The following is a 17,121-nucleotide window of genomic DNA, read 5'->3' as shown; positions in this document are numbered from 1 at the left end:
AGCGACTGATGACTAACCGCTTCTGCCGCCCCATTCCAGGATAGAGCCAGATAACTCACACAGGAGAATCCCAATGGGTGCTGGCACCATAACAATTGGGCTGGATTTCGGCAGTGACTCGGTGCGTGCGCTGGCCGTGGACTGTCATAGTGGCAAAGAGCTGGAAAAAGCGGTGGTCAACTATGCACGCTGGGCCAACGGCGAATTCTGCGACGCGCACGCCAACCGTTTTCGTCACCATCCGCAGGACTATATTGATGCGTTAGAACAGGCGATTGTCACCGTGGTTAACGCCTTAACACCTGAACAGCGCGCCGCCGTGGTCGGGATTGGTGTGGATTCCACCGGCTCGACGCCCGCGCCCATCGATCGTGATGGCAACGTGCTGGCGCTGCGCCCGGAATTCGCCAATAACCCCAACGCGATGTTTGTGCTGTGGAAAGATCACACCGCGATTGAAGAAGCCGAAGAGATCAATCAGCTGTGTCGTAGCGGTCGTTTCAACGATTACACCCGCTATATTGGCGGCGTGTATTCGTCGGAGTGGTTCTGGGCCAAGATACTGCACGTGTCACGCGCCGATGCTGCGGTACGTGACGCGGCAGTGTCTTGGGTGGAACTGTGCGATTGGGTGCCCGCGTTACTCAGCGGCACCACTGCACCTGCGCAACTTCGTCGTGGACGCTGTGCCGCCGGGCACAAATCACTGTGGCATCCAGAGTGGCAAGGCTTGCCACCGGCTGACTTCTTCCGCGCACTCGATCCTCTGCTGGTCGAGCAGCTTGATTCTCCCCTGTTCGAAGAAACCTGGACCGCCGATGTGCCGGTTGGCACGCTCAGCAGCGAATGGGCGCAGCGCCTCGGTTTATCGGAAAAGGTGATACTTTCGGGCGGTGCGTTTGACTGCCACATGGGCGCGGTCGGTGCCGGTGCGCAGCCATATACGCTGGTGAAAGTGATTGGCACCTCAACCTGCGACATTCTGATTGCCGACAGCGACACCGTTGGCGACCGCGCCATCAAAGGGATCTGCGGCCAGGTGGATGGCAGCGTGGTGCCGGGCGCGATTGGCTGCGAAGCCGGTCAGTCGGCGTTTGGCGATATTTATGCCTGGTTCAGCCGCTTGCTCGGCTGGCCATTGCAGCAGGCGGCGCAGCAGCATCCGGAGCTGCAACCGCAGTTAGCCGCGCTGCAAAAGGATCTGATCCGTAATCTCACCGAAGCCTGGGCGGCCAATCCGCAGCTCGATCACCTGCCGGTGGTGCTTGACTGGTTCAACGGCCGCCGCACGCCGGATGCTAATCAGCGCTTAAAAGGCGTGATCACCGATCTCAACCTTGGCACCGATGCGCCAGCGCTGTTTGGTGGCTTGATCGCCGCGACCGCGTTTGGCGCGCGCGCCATTATGGAGTGTTTCGAGCAGCAGCAAATTCCGGTACAGAGCATCCTGACGCTCGGCGGCATTGCCCGCAAATCCCCCGCCATCATGCAGGCGTGCTGCGACGTAATGAACCGTCCGCTGGATATCGTCGCCTCTGACGAATGCTGCGCACTCGGCGCCGCCATTTTTGCCGCCGTCGCTGCGGGCGTGTATGCCGATGTGCCTGCCGCCCAGCACGTGATGGCCAGTCCAATTGATGTCACGCTGCAACCCAACGCCGAGCGCGTGGTGGTTTATCAGCAACTTTATCAACGTTATCAAAACTGGTGCCAGGCCGCTGAACCGCAGTATGCCGCACGCACCGCATCCGCTCAGTAAAGGAGAGATTTAATGGAACAGCACAACGTACAACAGGTGTGGTTTGTTATTGGTACGCAGCACCTTTACGGCGCGGAAACCTTGCGTCAGGTGGAACAGCACGCTCGCCAGGTGATGGAAGGCTTGAATCAGGCTGGCACGCTGCCGGTGTCGCTGGTGTTGAAGCCGCTGGTGAAATCGCCGGACGAAGCGCTGGCCCTGTGCCGCGCTGCCAACCACGACAATCAGTGCGTCGGCATCATTACCTGGCTGCACACCTTCTCGCCAGCCAAGATGTGGATTGGTGGTCTGAGCATCCTCAATAAGCCGCTGCTGCAATTCCATACCCAGTTCAACGCGGAGATTCCGTGGGACAGCATGGATATGGACTTTATGAACCTCAACCAAACCGCACACGGCGGCCGCGAGTTCGGCTTTATCGGCGCGCGCATGGGCTTGCAGCACAGCGTGGTGACGGGTCACTGGCAGGATAAAGCCAGCCAGCAGCGCATCGGACGCTGGATCAATGCCGCGCTGGCAAAACAGGCCAGCCAGCAGCTGAAAGTGGCGCGCTTCGGCGACAACATGCGCGAAGTGGCGGTGACCGAAGGCGATAAAGTCGCGGCGCAGATTCAGTTTGGTTACTCCGTGAATGGCTGGGGCGTGGGCGATCTGGTCGAGGTGGTTAACAGCGTCAGCGATGGTGATGTCAACGCGTTGATTGATGAATACGAAAGCCAATATCGCTTTACCGATGTTGCAGCGGTTAACGGTGAAAAACGGCAAAACGTACTGGATGCGGCACGCATTGAGCTGGGTCTGAAGCGCTTCCTCGAAGCCGAGGGCTGCAAAGCCTTCACCACCAACTTCCAGACCTTGCACGGTATGACGCAACTGCCCGGTTTGGCGGTGCAGCGCTTGATGGGCCAGGGCTACGGCTTTGCCGGTGAAGGCGACTGGAAAACCGCCGCGCTGCTGCACATCCTCAAGGTACAAGCAGGCACGCGTGCAGGCGGCACTTCCTTTATGGAGGATTACACTTATCACTTCTCACCGGGCAACGATTTGGTGCTGGGCTCGCACATGCTGGAAGTGTGCCCGTCCATCGCCAAAGAGGAGAAGCCGCTGATTGATGTGCAGTTCCTCGGCATTGGCGATAAAGCCGATCCAGCGCGCATGATCTTCTCCACGCCAGCCGGGCGTGCGGTGAATGCCAGCGTCATCGACATGGGCGATCGCTTCCGTTTACTGGTGAATGTGGTGGATGCCATCGAACAACCTAAACCGTTGCCAAAACTGCCGGTGGCGCGTGCGTTGTGGCGTGCCCAGCCGTCGCTGGCAACGGCCTCCGAAGCCTGGATTCTGGCCGGCGGCGCGCACCACACGGTGTTCAGCCAGGCGCTGGATTTGGATGATATGTATCTGTACGGCGAGCTGAACGGCATTGAAGTGCTGGTGATTGATGAGGAGACGCGCTTACCGGCATTTAAAGATGCGCTGCGCTGGAATGAGGCGTACTACCGCCTGACACGTTGATGTGATCTGGAATGAACAAGGCCGCGATGATTCGCGGCCTTTTTGTTGGCGGCGGTAACGGTGGTCGCCATAAATGGCGACCCTACGAAGATGTAGGGTGCGCATTCATGCGCACCTGGGATAAAACAGCGATGAAATTATCCATTGGGACAGGAAAGACCAGCATGTTCCAGTAGCCACCAAGCAAAGCAGGTGGCCATAAATGGCCACCCTACGAAACGGTCCGGCATAACAATTAACCAAAAAAAAGCGATGAAATTGGTAACGAGGTCAGGAAAGGCCAGCCCGAAGAGCAAAGCGTCCGAGCCATGGATGGCGAGGCCGATCTGCAGGGATGCAGGGTTTCTTTGCGATCGGGCTGGCCTTTTCTGGCCCTGGCGCCGATCCAGCAGCCATCAAGAAAACCAGGTGGCCATTAATGGCCACCCTACGACAATTACGAGGTTAATCTTTTGACAGGTGCGTTCTGCTGCCGATCCCACATAACCGTTAACAGGCGCTGCAGCGCGATAAAGGCGAACAGCAGAATGCCGATGGCGATTTTTGTCCACCATGAACTCAAGGTACCGTCGAAGTTAATCCAGGTCTGAATCAATCCCTGAATCAACACGCCGAACAGCGTGCCCAATACCGTGCCGACGCCGCCGGACAATAACGTCCCGCCAATCACCACTGAGGCAATCGCGTCAAGTTCCACGCCCAATCCCGCCAGCGCATAACCCGCCGAGGTATAAATCGAGAACACAATGCCCGCCAGCGTCGCCAGCGTGGTCGACAACATATAAATCTTAATGGTGGTCGCGCGCGTAGACACGCCCATCAGCTGTGCCGAAGTCAGGCTGCCGCCAATCGCATATACCTGATTACCAAAACGCGTGCGGTGCGCCAGAATAATGCCGCCCAGCACCACCACCAGCATAATCAGCGCCAGCAAGCTCAAACGCCCGCCGCCGGGGATCTTCCACGCCAGACTCGACAGCGTGGTGTAGAGCGGATGATCGATAGGAATCGAATTCTCCGACACCAGATAGCTACAGCCGCGCAGGAAAAACATCCCCGCCAACGTAATGATAAATGCCGGGATTTTCAGCGCATCGATCAACCAGCCCATCATCGCGCCAAACAGCGCGCCCATCGCCAGCACCAGCGCAAACGCCAGAAGCGGATCGAGATGATAATCGCCAATCACCCGCGCGAGGAACACGCCGCTGAAGGCGATCACCGCGCCCACCGACAGATCAATCCCGCCGGACAAAATCACGAACGTCATTCCCACCGCGATAATGCCGAGGAAGGCATTATCGGTAAGGATATTGCAGATCACGCGCGTTGAAGCGAAGCCGGGAAATTGACTCAGGCAAAACAGATAACCCGCCACAAACACCAGCAGCGTGATCATCAAAGGCAGATGACGTTTAATCATTTCGGGCGTCTCCGTTTCAACATGGCAATAAAGCGTGGCGACTGCAGCAGCAGCACGCACATCACCACCACCGCTTTCACTACCTGATTGAGTTCAGGCTGGAAGCCGGACAGCAAAATACCGGTATTCATCGACTGAATAATCAACGCGCCAATCAGCGATAGCACCAGATTAAAGCGTCCGCCCATCAGCGAGGCACCGCCAATCACCACCGCCAGAATCGCATCCAGCTCCAGCCACAAACCGGCGTTATTGGCATCGGCACCACGGATATCTGCCGCGACGATCATGCCCGCCACCGCCGCACACATGCCGCTAATCACATAGGTCGACATCACCACCAGCCAGCCATTCACACCGGCATTGCGCGCCGCGCGCAGGTTGATACCGACCGCTTCGATAAACAGCCCAAGCGCGGTTTTGCGCGTCAGTAACCACACCACTAACGCCACCAGCAGCGTAATCCATACCGGCACTGGCAACAGCCACAGCGAACCGCTGCCGAACCACGCCAGGCTATCGCTGTTGAAGGTGACGATTTGCCCCTGCGTAATCAGCTGCGCCACGCCGCGTCCCGCCACCATCAAAATCAAGGTGGCGACAAACGGCTGAATTTTTAGTAGCGCCACTAAAATGCCATTCCACAAACCGCAGGCCAGGCCGGTACCGAGTGTCACCAGAATGATGAACGGCAAACTGTGCCCCGCCACGGTCAGCGTCGCCGCCGTCGCGCCCGCAATCGCCATCACCGCGCCCACCGACAGATCGATGCCGCCGGTGGCAATCACCAGCGTCATGCCGATCGCCAGCAGCGCCACCGGCGCGGCGCGATTGAGAATATCAATCGGGCTACCGAACAAACGGCCATCCTGAATGTGGATAGCAAAAAAGTTATTCGCCACCAGGCTATCCACCAGCAGCACCAGAATCAGCGCCACAATCTGCGGCATGCCAGGCGGCAGCTTCGGCTTACGCCGTTCGGGTTTGTCATGTGTCATAGGGGATTCAAGCATGTTGTGCTCCTCCGTCAGCGATGGCGTTGACGATCGCGGCCACCGACAGCTGCTCCAGCGGGATTTCGGCCACCTGCTTCAAATCGCGCATAATCAACACGCGATCGGCATAGCCCACCAGTTCTTCGAGTTCAGAGGAGATAACCAGCAGCGCCAATCCGTCGGCGCACAGTGTTTCAATTAAGCGAATGATCTCGGCGTGCGCGCCCACATCGATACCGCGCGTTGGTTCGTCTAGGATCAGGAATTGCGGTTTAGTGACCAGCCAGCGCGACAGCAGCACCTTTTGCTGATTGCCGCCGGACAACAGCTCAACCGGTTGATCGGCATGCGGCGTGCGAATGCCAAGGCTCTTAATAAAGCGTTCGGCGATCTCCTGCTGCTCACGACGCTTAATCGGTCGCAGCCAGCCGCGCTGTGCCTGCAATGCCAGAATGATATTTTCGCGTACCGATGCGCCACCAATGATGCCGTCGGTTTTACGATCTTCCGGGCAGAAACCCATACCAAGGCGCGAGGCCTTCGCGGGCGTGCGGATGCTCTGCACTTTGCCCTTGATAGTTGCAGTCCCGCGATCGGCGCGGCGAATACCAAACAGCACTTCGGCGGTTTCGGTACGACCGGAACCGAGCAATCCGGCCAGGCCTACCACTTCCCCCGGACGCACCTGCAGGTTGAACGGTTCAATGGTGCCCTTCTTGCCGTAATCTTCAAACGACACCACCGGCTGATTGCTGCGCAGCGTGCTGCCCTGACGCTGCAAAGCGGTTTCCAGCAGCTCGCGCCCCAGCATCAGCTTAATCAGTTCAATCTGCGGCAGCGTGGCGGTATCGCGCGTGGCAATAAACTGGCCGTTTCGCAGCACGGTGATGCGATCGGTAATGCGGTAAACCTGGTCGAGAAAGTGGGTCACAAAAATCAGGCTCATCCCTTTGGCTTTCAGCTGCGCCATCAGGGTAAACAGCATTTCGACTTCATTGGCATCGAGGCTGGCAGTCGGTTCATCGAGGATCAGCACCTGCGCGGAGAGATCGACCGCGCGGCAAATCGCAATGATCTGCTGCATCGCCACCGAGTAGTGGCCCAGCGGACGCGTCACGTCGAGCACGAAGCTATAATTGCGCATCAGCGCATCGGCATCGCGCACCATGCGCTTGCGATCGATCATGCCAAAGCGACGCGGCTCGCGGCCAATATACAAATTATCCGCCACCGACATATTCGGCAGCAGATTCACTTCCTGATAAACGGTGCCAATGCCCATCTCCTGCGCATCAGCGGTATTGTGCGGCGTAATCGCCTTGCCATTCAGGGTTACGGTGCCGGCATCGCGGGTGTAAACGCCGGTCAGGACTTTAATCAGCGTAGATTTGCCCGCGCCATTTTCGCCCAGCAGCGCCATGATCTCGCCCTTACGGATGCTGAACGAAACATTATCCAGCGCCTTCACGCCGGGAAAGCCTTTGCTGACGCCGCTGATGGTCAGCAGTGCGGTTTCATCGGAGGTGCTCATCGGGTTCTACCTCGCTTTACGTCATCAAAAACCGCCCCGAAGGGCGGTTGCGGGGATCAGTAACCCATGCCTTTTTTGGTATCGAGCTGTGCCTGCGCGGAGTCCGGCAGATACAGTTTCGATTCTGTTTTGATGATTTTCGGCGGCATCGTGCCGTCTTTCTTGAATTTCTCCAGCGCGTCAAATGCCGGCCCCGCCATGTTTGGCGTCAGCTCCACGTTGGCATTGGCTTCACCGGCCAGCATCGCTTTGTAGATATCGGGCACGCCGTCAATCGAACCGGTCAGGATATCTTTACCTGGCTTGAGGCCGGCTTCTTTGATCGCCTGAATTGCACCGATCGCCATATCATCGTTATGCGCGTAAACCATGCAGATGTTCTTGCCGTTGTTTTCCGCCTTGATGAAACTCTCCATCACCTCTTTACCTTTGCTGCGGGTAAAGTCGCCGGACTGAGAGCGAATCACTTTGATGTTGTCGTGTCCCGCGATGGCCTCGGCAAAGCCTTTCTTACGGTCGATTGCCACGCTAGCGCCAACGGTGCCTTGCAACTCGACGACGTTACATTTTTTGTCCGCAACGGTTTTGACCAACCAGTCACCAATCAACTTGCCTTCCAGCACGTTGTCAGCGGTGACCACCGCCATGTACAGCGATTTGTCTTTCACCACGATGGCGCGATCAAGTAAGAACACCGGAATTTTGGCGTCTTTGGCTTCTTCCAGCACCGGCTCCCATCCCGTTTGCACCACCGGCGCAATGAAGATGGCATCAACGCCCTGCGCAATGAACGAGCGCACCGCTTTGATTTGGTTCTCTTGTTTCTGTTGGCCATCGGCGATTTTCAGTGTGATGCCGCGCTTTTGCGCTTCACTTTTTGCCACATTGGTTTCTGCTGAACGCCAGCCAGATTCCGAGCCAACCTGTGAGAAGCCCACCGTCATATCAGCAGCCAACACCGACGTACTCAGTGCCGAGCTCACCATGGCGGTCAAGAGTAAACGTTTCCACATAATTTCATTCCTCTGAAGGGAGTGTGTTGTAGGGGTACAAAACGCGAATTAAGCCTGGCTGAAAAGCGCGTAAACAAGCGCGACTTACTTCACAAATCAGAGTGAATTAAAGGAGTTACGCGAACGAGCAAGGCTTTAAGGAGAGTGCCGTTATGGACAAAATGCCTGCTAATTATTGCGCAGGTGGTTAAATAAATGTAATAAACAGAATCGGTTATGTTTCTCACTACTGGAAACGATTACAGCAGGTACGTAAAGAATGGTTATTGTCTGTCCGGACAATCAATTATTGGTTTTGTGACTGCTCGCACAGATTGTGAGTGCTGGTTTCATGGCGTGTGCATAAATTTGCCGACCAGTCGCTAATAATTAGCGGATTCGTCAGCAGCACGATCGGAAATAACTATTATAGAGACGGATAAATAATGGCTAACCAGTATGGATTAATTAGTGTGAGATTTTCTCACATACCCGCTAATTACCGGCCTGAATTTGCCTTAAATCGCTTTTCAAATACGCGTTTAAAACATTTAAAAGGCAAAAAAGTGTCGTTTCATGAGCGAATTAGCGCATGTTGTCTGAATTTTGTATTTTTTTACAAGTCGCGTATGGACTCTCGCTGCGTGCTCCCTATACTTGGACACTTCCGAGTACTTTATATTTAAATGGCAATCATGACTGCGTTAGATTACCTGCTGAAATTCCGCAAAGTGAATAATCTCGATAGTCTGGAAAAACTCTACGACCATCTTAATTATTCGCTGACTGATGATAATGAGATCATCAATATGTATCGCGCTGCCGACCATCGACGTGCTGAACTGGTCTCTGGCGGACGTCTGTTCGACATGGGCCGCGTGCCTAAAACCGTCTGGCGTTACGTGATCTAATTGATTTATCCCCTCTTTATCTGCGCTCTTGCGTTGTCCAGGTCGGGCGTGCCCCGTTTGGACATGATACGCTCTGCATCGCCCTCTATTCTGCAAACAGGATCTTCCCGATGACCGAACAGGTGTTCCCGCCGCGTATCGCTGGCTGGTTATTGCTGCCGCTGGCGTGGCTGATCATGACCATGCTGACCAGCGCGCTGGTGGTGGCGATGTATTTGAGCCCGCTGTTCAATCCCGAATTGCGTACTACGCTGTTTTCACACGGCGGCATTTTGCTCACGCAATGGTCGATCTCACTGCTGACCGCCGCAGTGGTTTGGCTATACAGCATGTGGGTGTGCTGGATTTTCTGTAAACGTTCGCGTCGCTTACCGCGCCACTACATTCTGTGGCTGTTGATGACGGTTTTGCTGGCGTTAAAAACCTTTGCCTTCACGCCCGTTGCCGACGGCAAGGCGATTCAGACGTTGCTGCTGTCACTGCTGGCCGCTGCGGTGTTTGTGCCCTATTTCAAACGCTCTCAACGCGTTAAACAGACGTTTATCCAGCCATAATGATGTGAGTTTCGTCAGCAATTTAATTCTGAGTGCTCTCAACGACCACACAAACCCGGTGAAGGTTGAGATGCACCTCTCAATTCCGGATAATAGACGCCTTTCGGCTTCCCAGGTTAAAAAATGACCGATTACTTACTTCTCTTTATTGGCACAGTGCTGGTGAACAACTTCGTGTTGGTCAAATTCCTCGGCCTTTGTCCCTTTATGGGCGTGTCAAAAAAACTGGAAACGGCCATCGGCATGGGACTTGCCACCACTTTCGTGATCACGCTGGCGGCGATCTGCGCCTGGCTGGTGAACCACCTGATTCTGGTGCCGCTCGATCTGGTTTATCTGCGTACCCTCGCCTACATCCTGGTGATTGCTGTTGTCGTGCAGTTCACCGAAATGGTGGTGCGCAAAACCAGCCCGTCACTTTATCGCCTGCTGGGTATCTTTTTGCCGCTGATCACCACCAACTGCGCGGTACTGGGCGTGCCACTCTTGAGCGTTAATTTGAATCACACCTTCCTGCAAGCGGCGCTGTACGGCTTCAGCGCGTCACTCGGCTTCTCGCTGGTGATGGTGCTATTCGCGGGTATGCGTGAGCGGCTGGTGCTGGCGAATGTTCCTGCACCGTTTAAAGGCAACTCAATTGCGCTGATCACCGCCGGTTTGATGGCGCTGGCCTTTATGGGCTTCACCGGGCTGGTGAAATTCTAATGACCGCGATTTGGATTGCGATTGTCGCACTTGCTGCATTGGGCCTGGTGTTCGGTGCCCTGCTCGGTTACGCCTCGCGTCGCTTCGAGGTGGAAGAAGATCCGATTGTTGAACAGATCGATGAGATTTTACCGCAGAGCCAGTGTGGGCAGTGCGGCTATCCCGGCTGTCGTCCGTATGCCGATGCGGTAGGTAATAACGGCGAAGCCATCAATAAGTGCGCGCCTGGCGGCGAGCAGACCATGCTCAAGCTGGCCGCGCTGCTCAACGTTGAACCGCAACCGCTCGACGGCGGCGCAGAAGTGCTGGAGCCAATACGTACCGTGGCGTGGATCGATGAGGAGAACTGCATCGGCTGCACCAAATGTATTCAGGCTTGTCCGGTTGACGCCATCGTCGGTGCCACGCGCGCCATGCACACCGTGCTGAGCGATGTCTGCACCGGCTGCGATCTCTGCGTTGCGCCTTGCCCGACCGACTGCATTGAGATGCGCCCGGTTGCCACCACCACGGCCAACTGGAAGTGGAATCTCGACACCATTCCTGTACGGGTGATCCCGGTAGAAACAACCCATGCTTAATTTGTTTAACCTGTTCCGCAAAGAGAAGCTGTGGGATTTTCAGGGCGGCATTCATCCGCCGGAAATGAAAACACAGTCCAACGGCACGCCGCTGAGTCAGTTACCGCTGCCTGAGCGCTTTATCATTCCGTTAAAACAGCATATCGGCCATGAAGGCGAGATTTGCGTCGCGCCCGGCGACAAAGTGTTACGCGGTCAGCCGCTGACCTTTGGCGGCGGACGCATGCTGCCGGTACACGCCCCGACCTCCGGCACTATCGAAGAGATTGCGCCACACATGACGGCGCACCCTTCTGGACTATCCGAGCTGTGCATTTTCCTGCGTGCCGACGGCGAAGATCGCTGGACGACACTCGATCCGCAGCACGATTACCGCGCCCTGTCGCGTGAAGAGGCCGTCAAACGCATTCACGATGCCGGCATTGCCGGTTTAGGCGGCGCGGGCTTCCCGACCGCCACCAAACTGCGCGGCGGCCTGCGCGGCGTAAAAACCCTGATCATCAACGCCGCCGAGTGCGAGCCTTACATCACCGCCGATGACCGTTTAATGCAGGATTGTGCCGCCGAAGTGCTGGAAGGCTGCCGCATTCTGGCGTGGGTGTTGCAGGCGGAACGCGTGCTGATCGGCGTTGAAGATAACAAACCTGAAGCCATTGCTGCGCTGAAGCAGGCATTGGGTGGCGATCGTGAATTGCAGATTCGCGTCATCCCGACCAAATATCCTTCTGGCGGCGCGAAACAGCTGACGCAGATTCTTACCGGTCTCGAAGTGCCACACGGCGGACGCTCCACCGATATCGGTGTGTTGATGCAGAACGTCGGAACCGCGTGGGCGGTAAAACGCGCCATCGTTGACGGCGAACCGATCACTGAACGCGTGGTGACGCTGACCGGCGAAGCGCTGGCGCGCCCACGCAATGTCTGGGGACGTCTCGGTACGCCGGTGAGTCACCTGCTGCAGCATGCCGGTTTTACGCCGGGATCGCGCCAGATGGTGATTATGGGCGGTCCGCTGATGGGCTTTACCCTGCCGTCGCTGAACGTGCCGCTGGTGAAAATCTCCAACTGTATTCTGGCGCCGTCCGCCAGCGAAATGGGCAACGATCAGGAAGAACAATCCTGTATCCGCTGCAGCGCCTGCGCTGATGCCTGTCCGGCTAAACTGCTGCCGCAGCAGCTGTTCTGGTACAGCCAGGGCGGCGATCACGAAAAAGCGCGCGCACACAATATTGATGACTGCATTGAGTGTGGTGCCTGCGCTTACGTCTGCCCGAGTAACATTCCGCTGGTGCAATATTATCGCCAGGAGAAGGCGGAACTGCGCGCCATCGACCTCGAAGCGAAACGCACCGCCGAAGCGAAAGCGCGTTTTGAAGCGCGTCTGGCCCGTTTAGAGCGCGAAAAACAGGCGCGTGAAGCGCGTCATGAAAACGCCAAACAGCGCGTGGCGCGCAGCGACCAGGGTGAACGAGACGCTGCCGTGGCACGTGTGAAAGCGCGCCAGGAAAAAACGCCGGAGCAGGATGCTGCAGAGCGCGAAGCGCGTCACGCGCAAGCCTTAGCGCAGCAGGCCGAGAAGCAAGCTGAAACTCAGGCGCTGAGTCGCCAATCTGGCGATCCGCGTAAAGCAGCGGTGGAAGCGGCAATTGCGCGTGCGAAGGCGAAGAAAGCCGGCGCACCTGTGGCTGAGGTAGCGCCTGCCGCTGAACCGGTGGCTGAAGTCGATCCGCGCAAAGCGGCCGTTGAAGCGGCGATTGCCCGTGCGAAAGCGAAAAAAGCTGCCGCTGAACCGGCACCTGCCGAGACGCCATCTGACGCGCCTGCTGCTGAAGTCGATCCACGCAAAGCTGCCGTTGAAGCAGCGATTGCCCGCGCGAAAGCGAAGAAAGCCGCCGCTGCCGCACAACCTGCTGAACCTGCGCCAGTCGAGCCGCCAGCTGACGCGCCTACTGCTGAAGTCGATCCGCGCAAAGCCGCCGTTGAAGCGGCAATAGCGCGCGCTAAAGCCAAAAAAGCCGCTGCGGCAGCCGCGCAGCAGGCTGAAACACCATCTCCTGAAGTGGAGGCTGCTGCCTCTCCTGACTCCGCCGACCCACGCAAAGCGGCAATTGCCGCTGCGGTCGCCCGTGCCAAAGCGCGTAAAGCGCAGCAGCAGCCTTCGACGACTGAGGATTAAATGGCTTTTCGTATCGCAAGTTCTCCCTATACCCACAACCGCCGCAGCACCGGCAATATTATGCTGTTGGTGGTGTTGGCCGCAGTGCCGGGCATGGCCGCACAATGGTATTTCTTTGGCGTGGGTTTTTTAATTCAGGTTTTGCTGGCGACCGCCACCGCGTGGGCCACCGAAGGCGCGATTCTGCGCCTGCGCAAAACGCCGGTGGTGCCAACCTTATCCGATAACTCCGCCCTGCTCACCGCGTTGCTGCTCGGCATTAGCCTGCCGCCGCTTGCGCCGTGGTGGTTGGTGGTATTGGGTACCATTTTTGCCATCGTCATCGCCAAACAGCTGTACGGCGGTTTGGGGCAAAACCCGTTTAACCCGGCGATGGTCGGTTACGTGGTGCTACTGATCTCTTTCCCAGTGCAGATGACCAGCTGGCTGCCGCCCGATAGTTTGCAGGCGATCAAACCTGGTCTGTTGGATTCACTCAGCATGATCTTCACCCATCACACGCTGGCCGGTGAAACCATGCAGCAGCTGCAACTCGGCGTTGATGGCGTCAGCCAGGCGACGCCGCTCGATACCTTTAAAACCGGTCTGCGTGCCGGACACAGCGCCGATCAATTGCTGGCGCAACCGATTTACAGTGGCGTGTTAGCCGGTCTTGGCTGGCAGTGGGTTAACCTCGGTTATCTGCTGGGCGGTGTGCTGCTGCTGGCGAAAAATGCCATCCGCTGGCACATTCCGGTTAGCTTCCTCGTCTCGCTGGCGTTCTGCGCCACGCTGGGCTGGCTGTTCTCGCCGGAGTCGCTTAACTCACCGCTGATTCACCTGTTCTCCGGTGCCACCATGCTTGGCGCGTTCTTTATTGCCACCGATCCGGTAACGGCATCGACCACCAATCGCGGACGCCTGATTTACGGCGCGCTGATTGGTTTGCTGGTGTGGCTAATTCGCAGCTTTGGCGGCTATCCAGACGGCGTCGCCTTCGCGGTATTGCTGGCCAATATTTGTGTGCCGCTGATTGATTACTACACTCAGCCGCGCGTTTACGGCCATCGCAAGGACTGAAGATGATCGAAGCTATTCGTAAAAATGCGGTGACGCTGGCGGCGTTTGCGGTGATCACCACCGGCGTGACGGCGGTGGTTAACTATGTTACCAAACCGACGGTGGAGCATCAGACCGCACTGCAACAGAAAAATCTGTTAGATCAGGTGGTGCCGACCGATCTGTACGACAATCACATCCAGCAAGAGTGTTATCTGGTGACCGATGCGCTGGCGCTGGGCAATGGTAAACCGCATCATCTCTATTTAGCGCGTAAAGGCAATCAGCCGGTGGCGGCGGCGCTTGAGACCACCGCGCCAGACGGCTATTCTGGGGCGATTCAGATGTTGGTCGGGGCCGATTTCCACGGCAAAGTGCTGGGCGTGCGCGTGGTTGAGCATCATGAAACGCCGGGCCTTGGCGATAAAATCGAACTGCGAATTTCAGACTGGATCAACAGCTTCAATGGCAAAGTGATCCACGGCGCTGATGACAAAAATTTTGCGGTGAAAAAAGACGGCGGTGAATTCGACCAATTTACCGGCGCAACCATTACGCCACGTGCGGTGGTCAACGCCACTAAGCGCACCGCGCTGCTGATTGAAACACTGCCAGCGAAGTTATCCTCGCTGCCTGAATGTGGAGATGCAAATGAGTGAAGCCAAGAATTTACTGGTCGGCGGCCTGTGGAAAAATAACTCCGCGCTGGTGCAGCTGCTCGGCCTGTGTCCGCTGCTGGCGGTCACCTCAACCGCCACGAATGCCCTCGGCTTAGGCCTGGCGACCACGCTGGTGCTGACTATCACCAACAGCGCAATTTCTGCTTCACGTCGTTGGGTGCCGGCTGAAATCCGTATTCCGATTTACGTGATGATCATCGCCTCGGTGGTGAGCTGCGTGCAGATGCTGATCAACGCCTACGCCTACGGTTTGTATCAATCGCTCGGCATCTTTATCCCGCTGATCGTCACCAACTGCATCGTGGTGGGTCGCGCCGAAGCGGTCGCCTCGAAGAGCAGCATTCCGCTCTCCGCGCTGGATGGTTTTGCCATCGGCATGGGCGCAACCTGTGCGATGGTGACGCTGGGTTCGATTCGTGAACTGATTGGCAGCGGTACGCTGTTTAACGGTGCGGATCAACTGCTGGGGCCGTGGGCCAAAGCGCTGCGTATTGAAGTGGTGCATTTTGATTCCCCAATGCTGCTGGCGATGCTGCCACCGGGTGCCTTTATCGGCCTCGGTATGCTGCTGGCGGCGAAATACCTGATCGATCAGAAGATGAAACAGCGTGCTGCCACACGTGCGGCAGAGCCTGAAGCCGAGCCGCAAGGCGCAACCGGGAAAGCGGTGTGAATAAAGAGAAACGCGCGCAAATCCTGACGCGCCTGCGTGATGAGAATCCGCATCCAACCACAGAACTGAACTTCAGCTCGCCATTTGAGCTGCTGATTGCAGTGTTACTCTCCGCGCAAGCCACCGACGTTAGCGTCAACAAAGCCACCGCGAAGCTCTATCCAGTGGCGAATACGCCAGCAACCATTCTGGCGCTCGGCGTTGATGGCGTGAAGGAGTACATCAAAACCATCGGCCTGTTTAACAGCAAAGCGGAGAACGTCATCAAGACCTGCCGCATTCTGCTGGAACAGCACGGCGGCGAAGTGCCGGAAGATCGTGCGGCGCTGGAAGCGCTGCCGGGCGTTGGGCGCAAAACCGCCAACGTGGTGCTCAATACTGCTTTTGGCTGGCCGACGATTGCTGTCGATACGCATATTTTCCGCGTCAGTAATCGCACCCGCTTCGCGCCGGGTAAGAATGTAGAAGAAGTGGAAGACAAACTGCTGAAAGTGGTGCCGGCGGCGTTTAAAGTCGACTGCCATCACTGGCTGATACTGCACGGTCGCTATACCTGCGTGGCACGCAAACCGCGTTGCGGATCCTGCCTGATCGAAGATCTGTGTGAATTCGACGCCAAAACCGAACTCTGAATCGCTGCCGATAAGCAATCTCGCCCTCGCTTATCGGCAGTTTGGCGATCCTGCCAGCGTACTTACGCTCGAATCCTCTGCTTTAGCGCCCTGTGCGGCTGGCCTGCTGCGCGTGGCGATGCAGTTTGCTCCCATTAATGCTTCCGACCTGATTCCGATTACTGGCGCTTATCGCCATCGCGTCTCGCCGCCGCTCATCGCTGGCTATGAGGGCGTTGGCACGGTGATGACTGCTCCGTCTGCGTTTAGCCATTTGCTCGGCCAGCGCGTGCTGCCGCTGCGAGGCGCCGGCACCTGGCAACGTTATGTCGATTGCGATCCGCTGATTGCGGTGCCGGTTCCGCCCGACATCAGCAGCATGCTGGCGGCACGCGCCTATATCAATCCACTTGCGGCGTTGCTGATGCTCAAACAGTGGTCGCCAGCCGGTAAGCGTGTGTTGATCACCGCAGGCGGTTCCGCTTGTGCCCTGTTACTGGCGCAGTGGGCGCGACAGATGGGCGCGAGCAGCATCACCGCGATTCATCGTGCGCCGCAGCATGGCGCACGCTTGCAGCAATTGGGCATCGCTGCGCTGGCTGAAACGCAGCGGGCCGAAATCGCTGCTGAAGCGCAGCAGTGCGATCTGGTGTTTGATGCCGTGGGCGGCGAAATCGGCCAGTTGATTTGGCAAGCTTTGTCTGTCGACGCTGAATTCATTGCTTATGGCGTGCTGAGTGGCAAGCCGGTGCGGGTTAATGCGCCACGTCCGGTGCTGCACTGGTTCCACGTGCGGCATACGCTAGAGGATTTAGCACATCAGAATTGGCAAACGTTATTCCGTGAGATCTGGCCGCTGTTACGTGCCAGTGAGTGTGGCGAGGTCGAGATTTTCCCGCTGGCGCACTGGCGGGATGCAATTCAGTGCTATCACCAATCGGGGCGGGAGCGTAAGCCGTTGTTGCAGATCAGCTGAA

Annotated in this window: 16 protein-coding genes; 12 read left to right on the top strand and 4 right to left on the bottom strand. The window is 57.1% G+C overall.

Annotation, left to right across the window (positions count from 1 at the left end):
- The first annotated feature begins 73 nt into the window (after positions 1 to 73).
- Both ACXIZX_RS08260 and araA read left to right on the top strand, forming a co-directional pair.
- Positions 74 to 1,759 carry a ribulokinase gene (locus tag ACXIZX_RS08260; RefSeq protein WP_479403921.1) on the top strand — a complete coding sequence of 562 codons (1,686 nt, stop codon included), beginning with the start codon at positions 74 to 76 and terminating at the stop codon, positions 1,757 to 1,759.
- A gap of 12 nt (positions 1,760 to 1,771) precedes the next feature.
- Positions 1,772 to 3,274 carry an L-arabinose isomerase gene (gene araA / locus ACXIZX_RS08255; RefSeq protein ID WP_479403920.1) on the top strand — a complete coding sequence of 501 codons (1,503 nt, stop codon included), beginning with the start codon at positions 1,772 to 1,774 and terminating at the stop codon, positions 3,272 to 3,274.
- Positions 3,275 to 3,710: 436 nt separating this feature from the next.
- On the opposite strand, the gene yjfF is transcribed toward araA, so the two are convergent.
- The 4 genes from yjfF to ytfQ are packed head-to-tail and all read right to left on the bottom strand — an operon-like array spanning position 3,711 to position 8,236.
- Entirely contained in the window at positions 3,711 to 4,697 is a 987-nt protein-coding gene (gene yjfF / locus ACXIZX_RS08250) for a galactofuranose ABC transporter, permease protein YjfF (protein ID WP_008110244.1), read from the bottom strand.
- Positions 4,694 to 5,710 carry a galactofuranose ABC transporter, ATP-binding protein YtfT gene (gene ytfT, locus ACXIZX_RS08245; protein ID WP_008110246.1) on the bottom strand — a complete coding sequence of 339 codons (1,017 nt, stop codon included), beginning with the start codon at positions 5,708 to 5,710 and terminating at the stop codon, positions 4,694 to 4,696. The genes yjfF and ytfT overlap by 4 nt, the downstream gene beginning before the upstream one ends.
- Positions 5,703 to 7,223, bottom strand: coding sequence for a sugar ABC transporter ATP-binding protein (locus ACXIZX_RS08240; protein ID WP_479403919.1), 1,521 nt, complete (start codon positions 7,221 to 7,223; stop codon positions 5,703 to 5,705). The genes ytfT and ACXIZX_RS08240 overlap by 8 nt, the downstream gene beginning before the upstream one ends.
- A gap of 56 nt (positions 7,224 to 7,279) precedes the next feature.
- Entirely contained in the window at positions 7,280 to 8,236 is a 957-nt protein-coding gene (gene ytfQ / locus ACXIZX_RS08235; RefSeq protein WP_008110249.1) for a galactofuranose ABC transporter, galactofuranose-binding protein YtfQ, read from the bottom strand.
- 674 nt (positions 8,237 to 8,910) lie between these two features.
- Between ytfQ and ydgT the strand changes: the two genes are divergently transcribed.
- The 10 genes from ydgT to ACXIZX_RS08185 all read left to right on the top strand — a co-directional run bounded on the left by ydgT (position 8,911) and on the right by ACXIZX_RS08185 (position 17,120).
- Entirely contained in the window at positions 8,911 to 9,126 is a 216-nt protein-coding gene (gene ydgT / locus ACXIZX_RS08230; protein ID WP_036650139.1) for a transcription modulator YdgT, read from the top strand.
- A gap of 110 nt (positions 9,127 to 9,236) precedes the next feature.
- A complete protein-coding gene (locus ACXIZX_RS08225; RefSeq protein ID WP_479403918.1) occupies positions 9,237 to 9,680 on the top strand; it encodes a DUF2569 domain-containing protein in 444 nt (147 codons plus the stop codon).
- Positions 9,681 to 9,803: 123 nt separating this feature from the next.
- Positions 9,804 to 10,385, top strand: a complete 582-nt coding sequence (gene rsxA, locus ACXIZX_RS08220) for an electron transport complex subunit RsxA (protein ID WP_008110256.1) — start codon at positions 9,804 to 9,806, stop codon at positions 10,383 to 10,385.
- On the top strand, positions 10,385 to 10,966 hold the full coding sequence (rsxB, locus tag ACXIZX_RS08215) for an electron transport complex subunit RsxB (protein ID WP_008110257.1): 582 nt from the start codon (positions 10,385 to 10,387) through the stop codon (positions 10,964 to 10,966). Before rsxA ends, rsxB begins: the two co-directional genes overlap by 1 nt.
- A complete protein-coding gene (rsxC, locus tag ACXIZX_RS08210) occupies positions 10,959 to 13,142 on the top strand; it encodes an electron transport complex subunit RsxC (RefSeq protein WP_479403917.1) in 2,184 nt (727 codons plus the stop codon). The genes rsxB and rsxC overlap by 8 nt, the downstream gene beginning before the upstream one ends.
- Positions 13,143 to 14,201 carry an electron transport complex subunit RsxD gene (rsxD, locus tag ACXIZX_RS08205; RefSeq protein ID WP_179451087.1) on the top strand — a complete coding sequence of 353 codons (1,059 nt, stop codon included), beginning with the start codon at positions 13,143 to 13,145 and terminating at the stop codon, positions 14,199 to 14,201.
- Positions 14,202 to 14,203: 2 nt separating this feature from the next.
- Complete coding sequence (gene rsxG / locus ACXIZX_RS08200; RefSeq protein ID WP_479403916.1) at positions 14,204 to 14,839, top strand: electron transport complex subunit RsxG; 636 nt, start codon at positions 14,204 to 14,206, stop codon at positions 14,837 to 14,839.
- Entirely contained in the window at positions 14,832 to 15,533 is a 702-nt protein-coding gene (locus ACXIZX_RS08195; protein WP_061716666.1) for an electron transport complex subunit E, read from the top strand. Before rsxG ends, ACXIZX_RS08195 begins: the two co-directional genes overlap by 8 nt.
- Positions 15,530 to 16,165 (top strand): endonuclease III, encoded by a 636-nt coding sequence (nth, locus tag ACXIZX_RS08190; RefSeq protein ID WP_008110262.1) that lies wholly within the window; start codon positions 15,530 to 15,532, stop codon positions 16,163 to 16,165. The genes ACXIZX_RS08195 and nth overlap by 4 nt, the downstream gene beginning before the upstream one ends.
- Positions 16,137 to 17,120 (top strand): zinc-dependent alcohol dehydrogenase family protein, encoded by a 984-nt coding sequence (locus ACXIZX_RS08185; protein ID WP_479403915.1) that lies wholly within the window; start codon positions 16,137 to 16,139, stop codon positions 17,118 to 17,120. Before nth ends, ACXIZX_RS08185 begins: the two co-directional genes overlap by 29 nt.
- The last annotated feature ends 1 nt before the right edge of the window (position 17,121 follow it).

It is taken from the genome of Candidatus Pantoea symbiotica (assembly GCF_056491525.1).
Note: the sequence above shows the minus strand (reverse complement) of the source record. Positions and strands in the feature narration are given on the sequence as shown.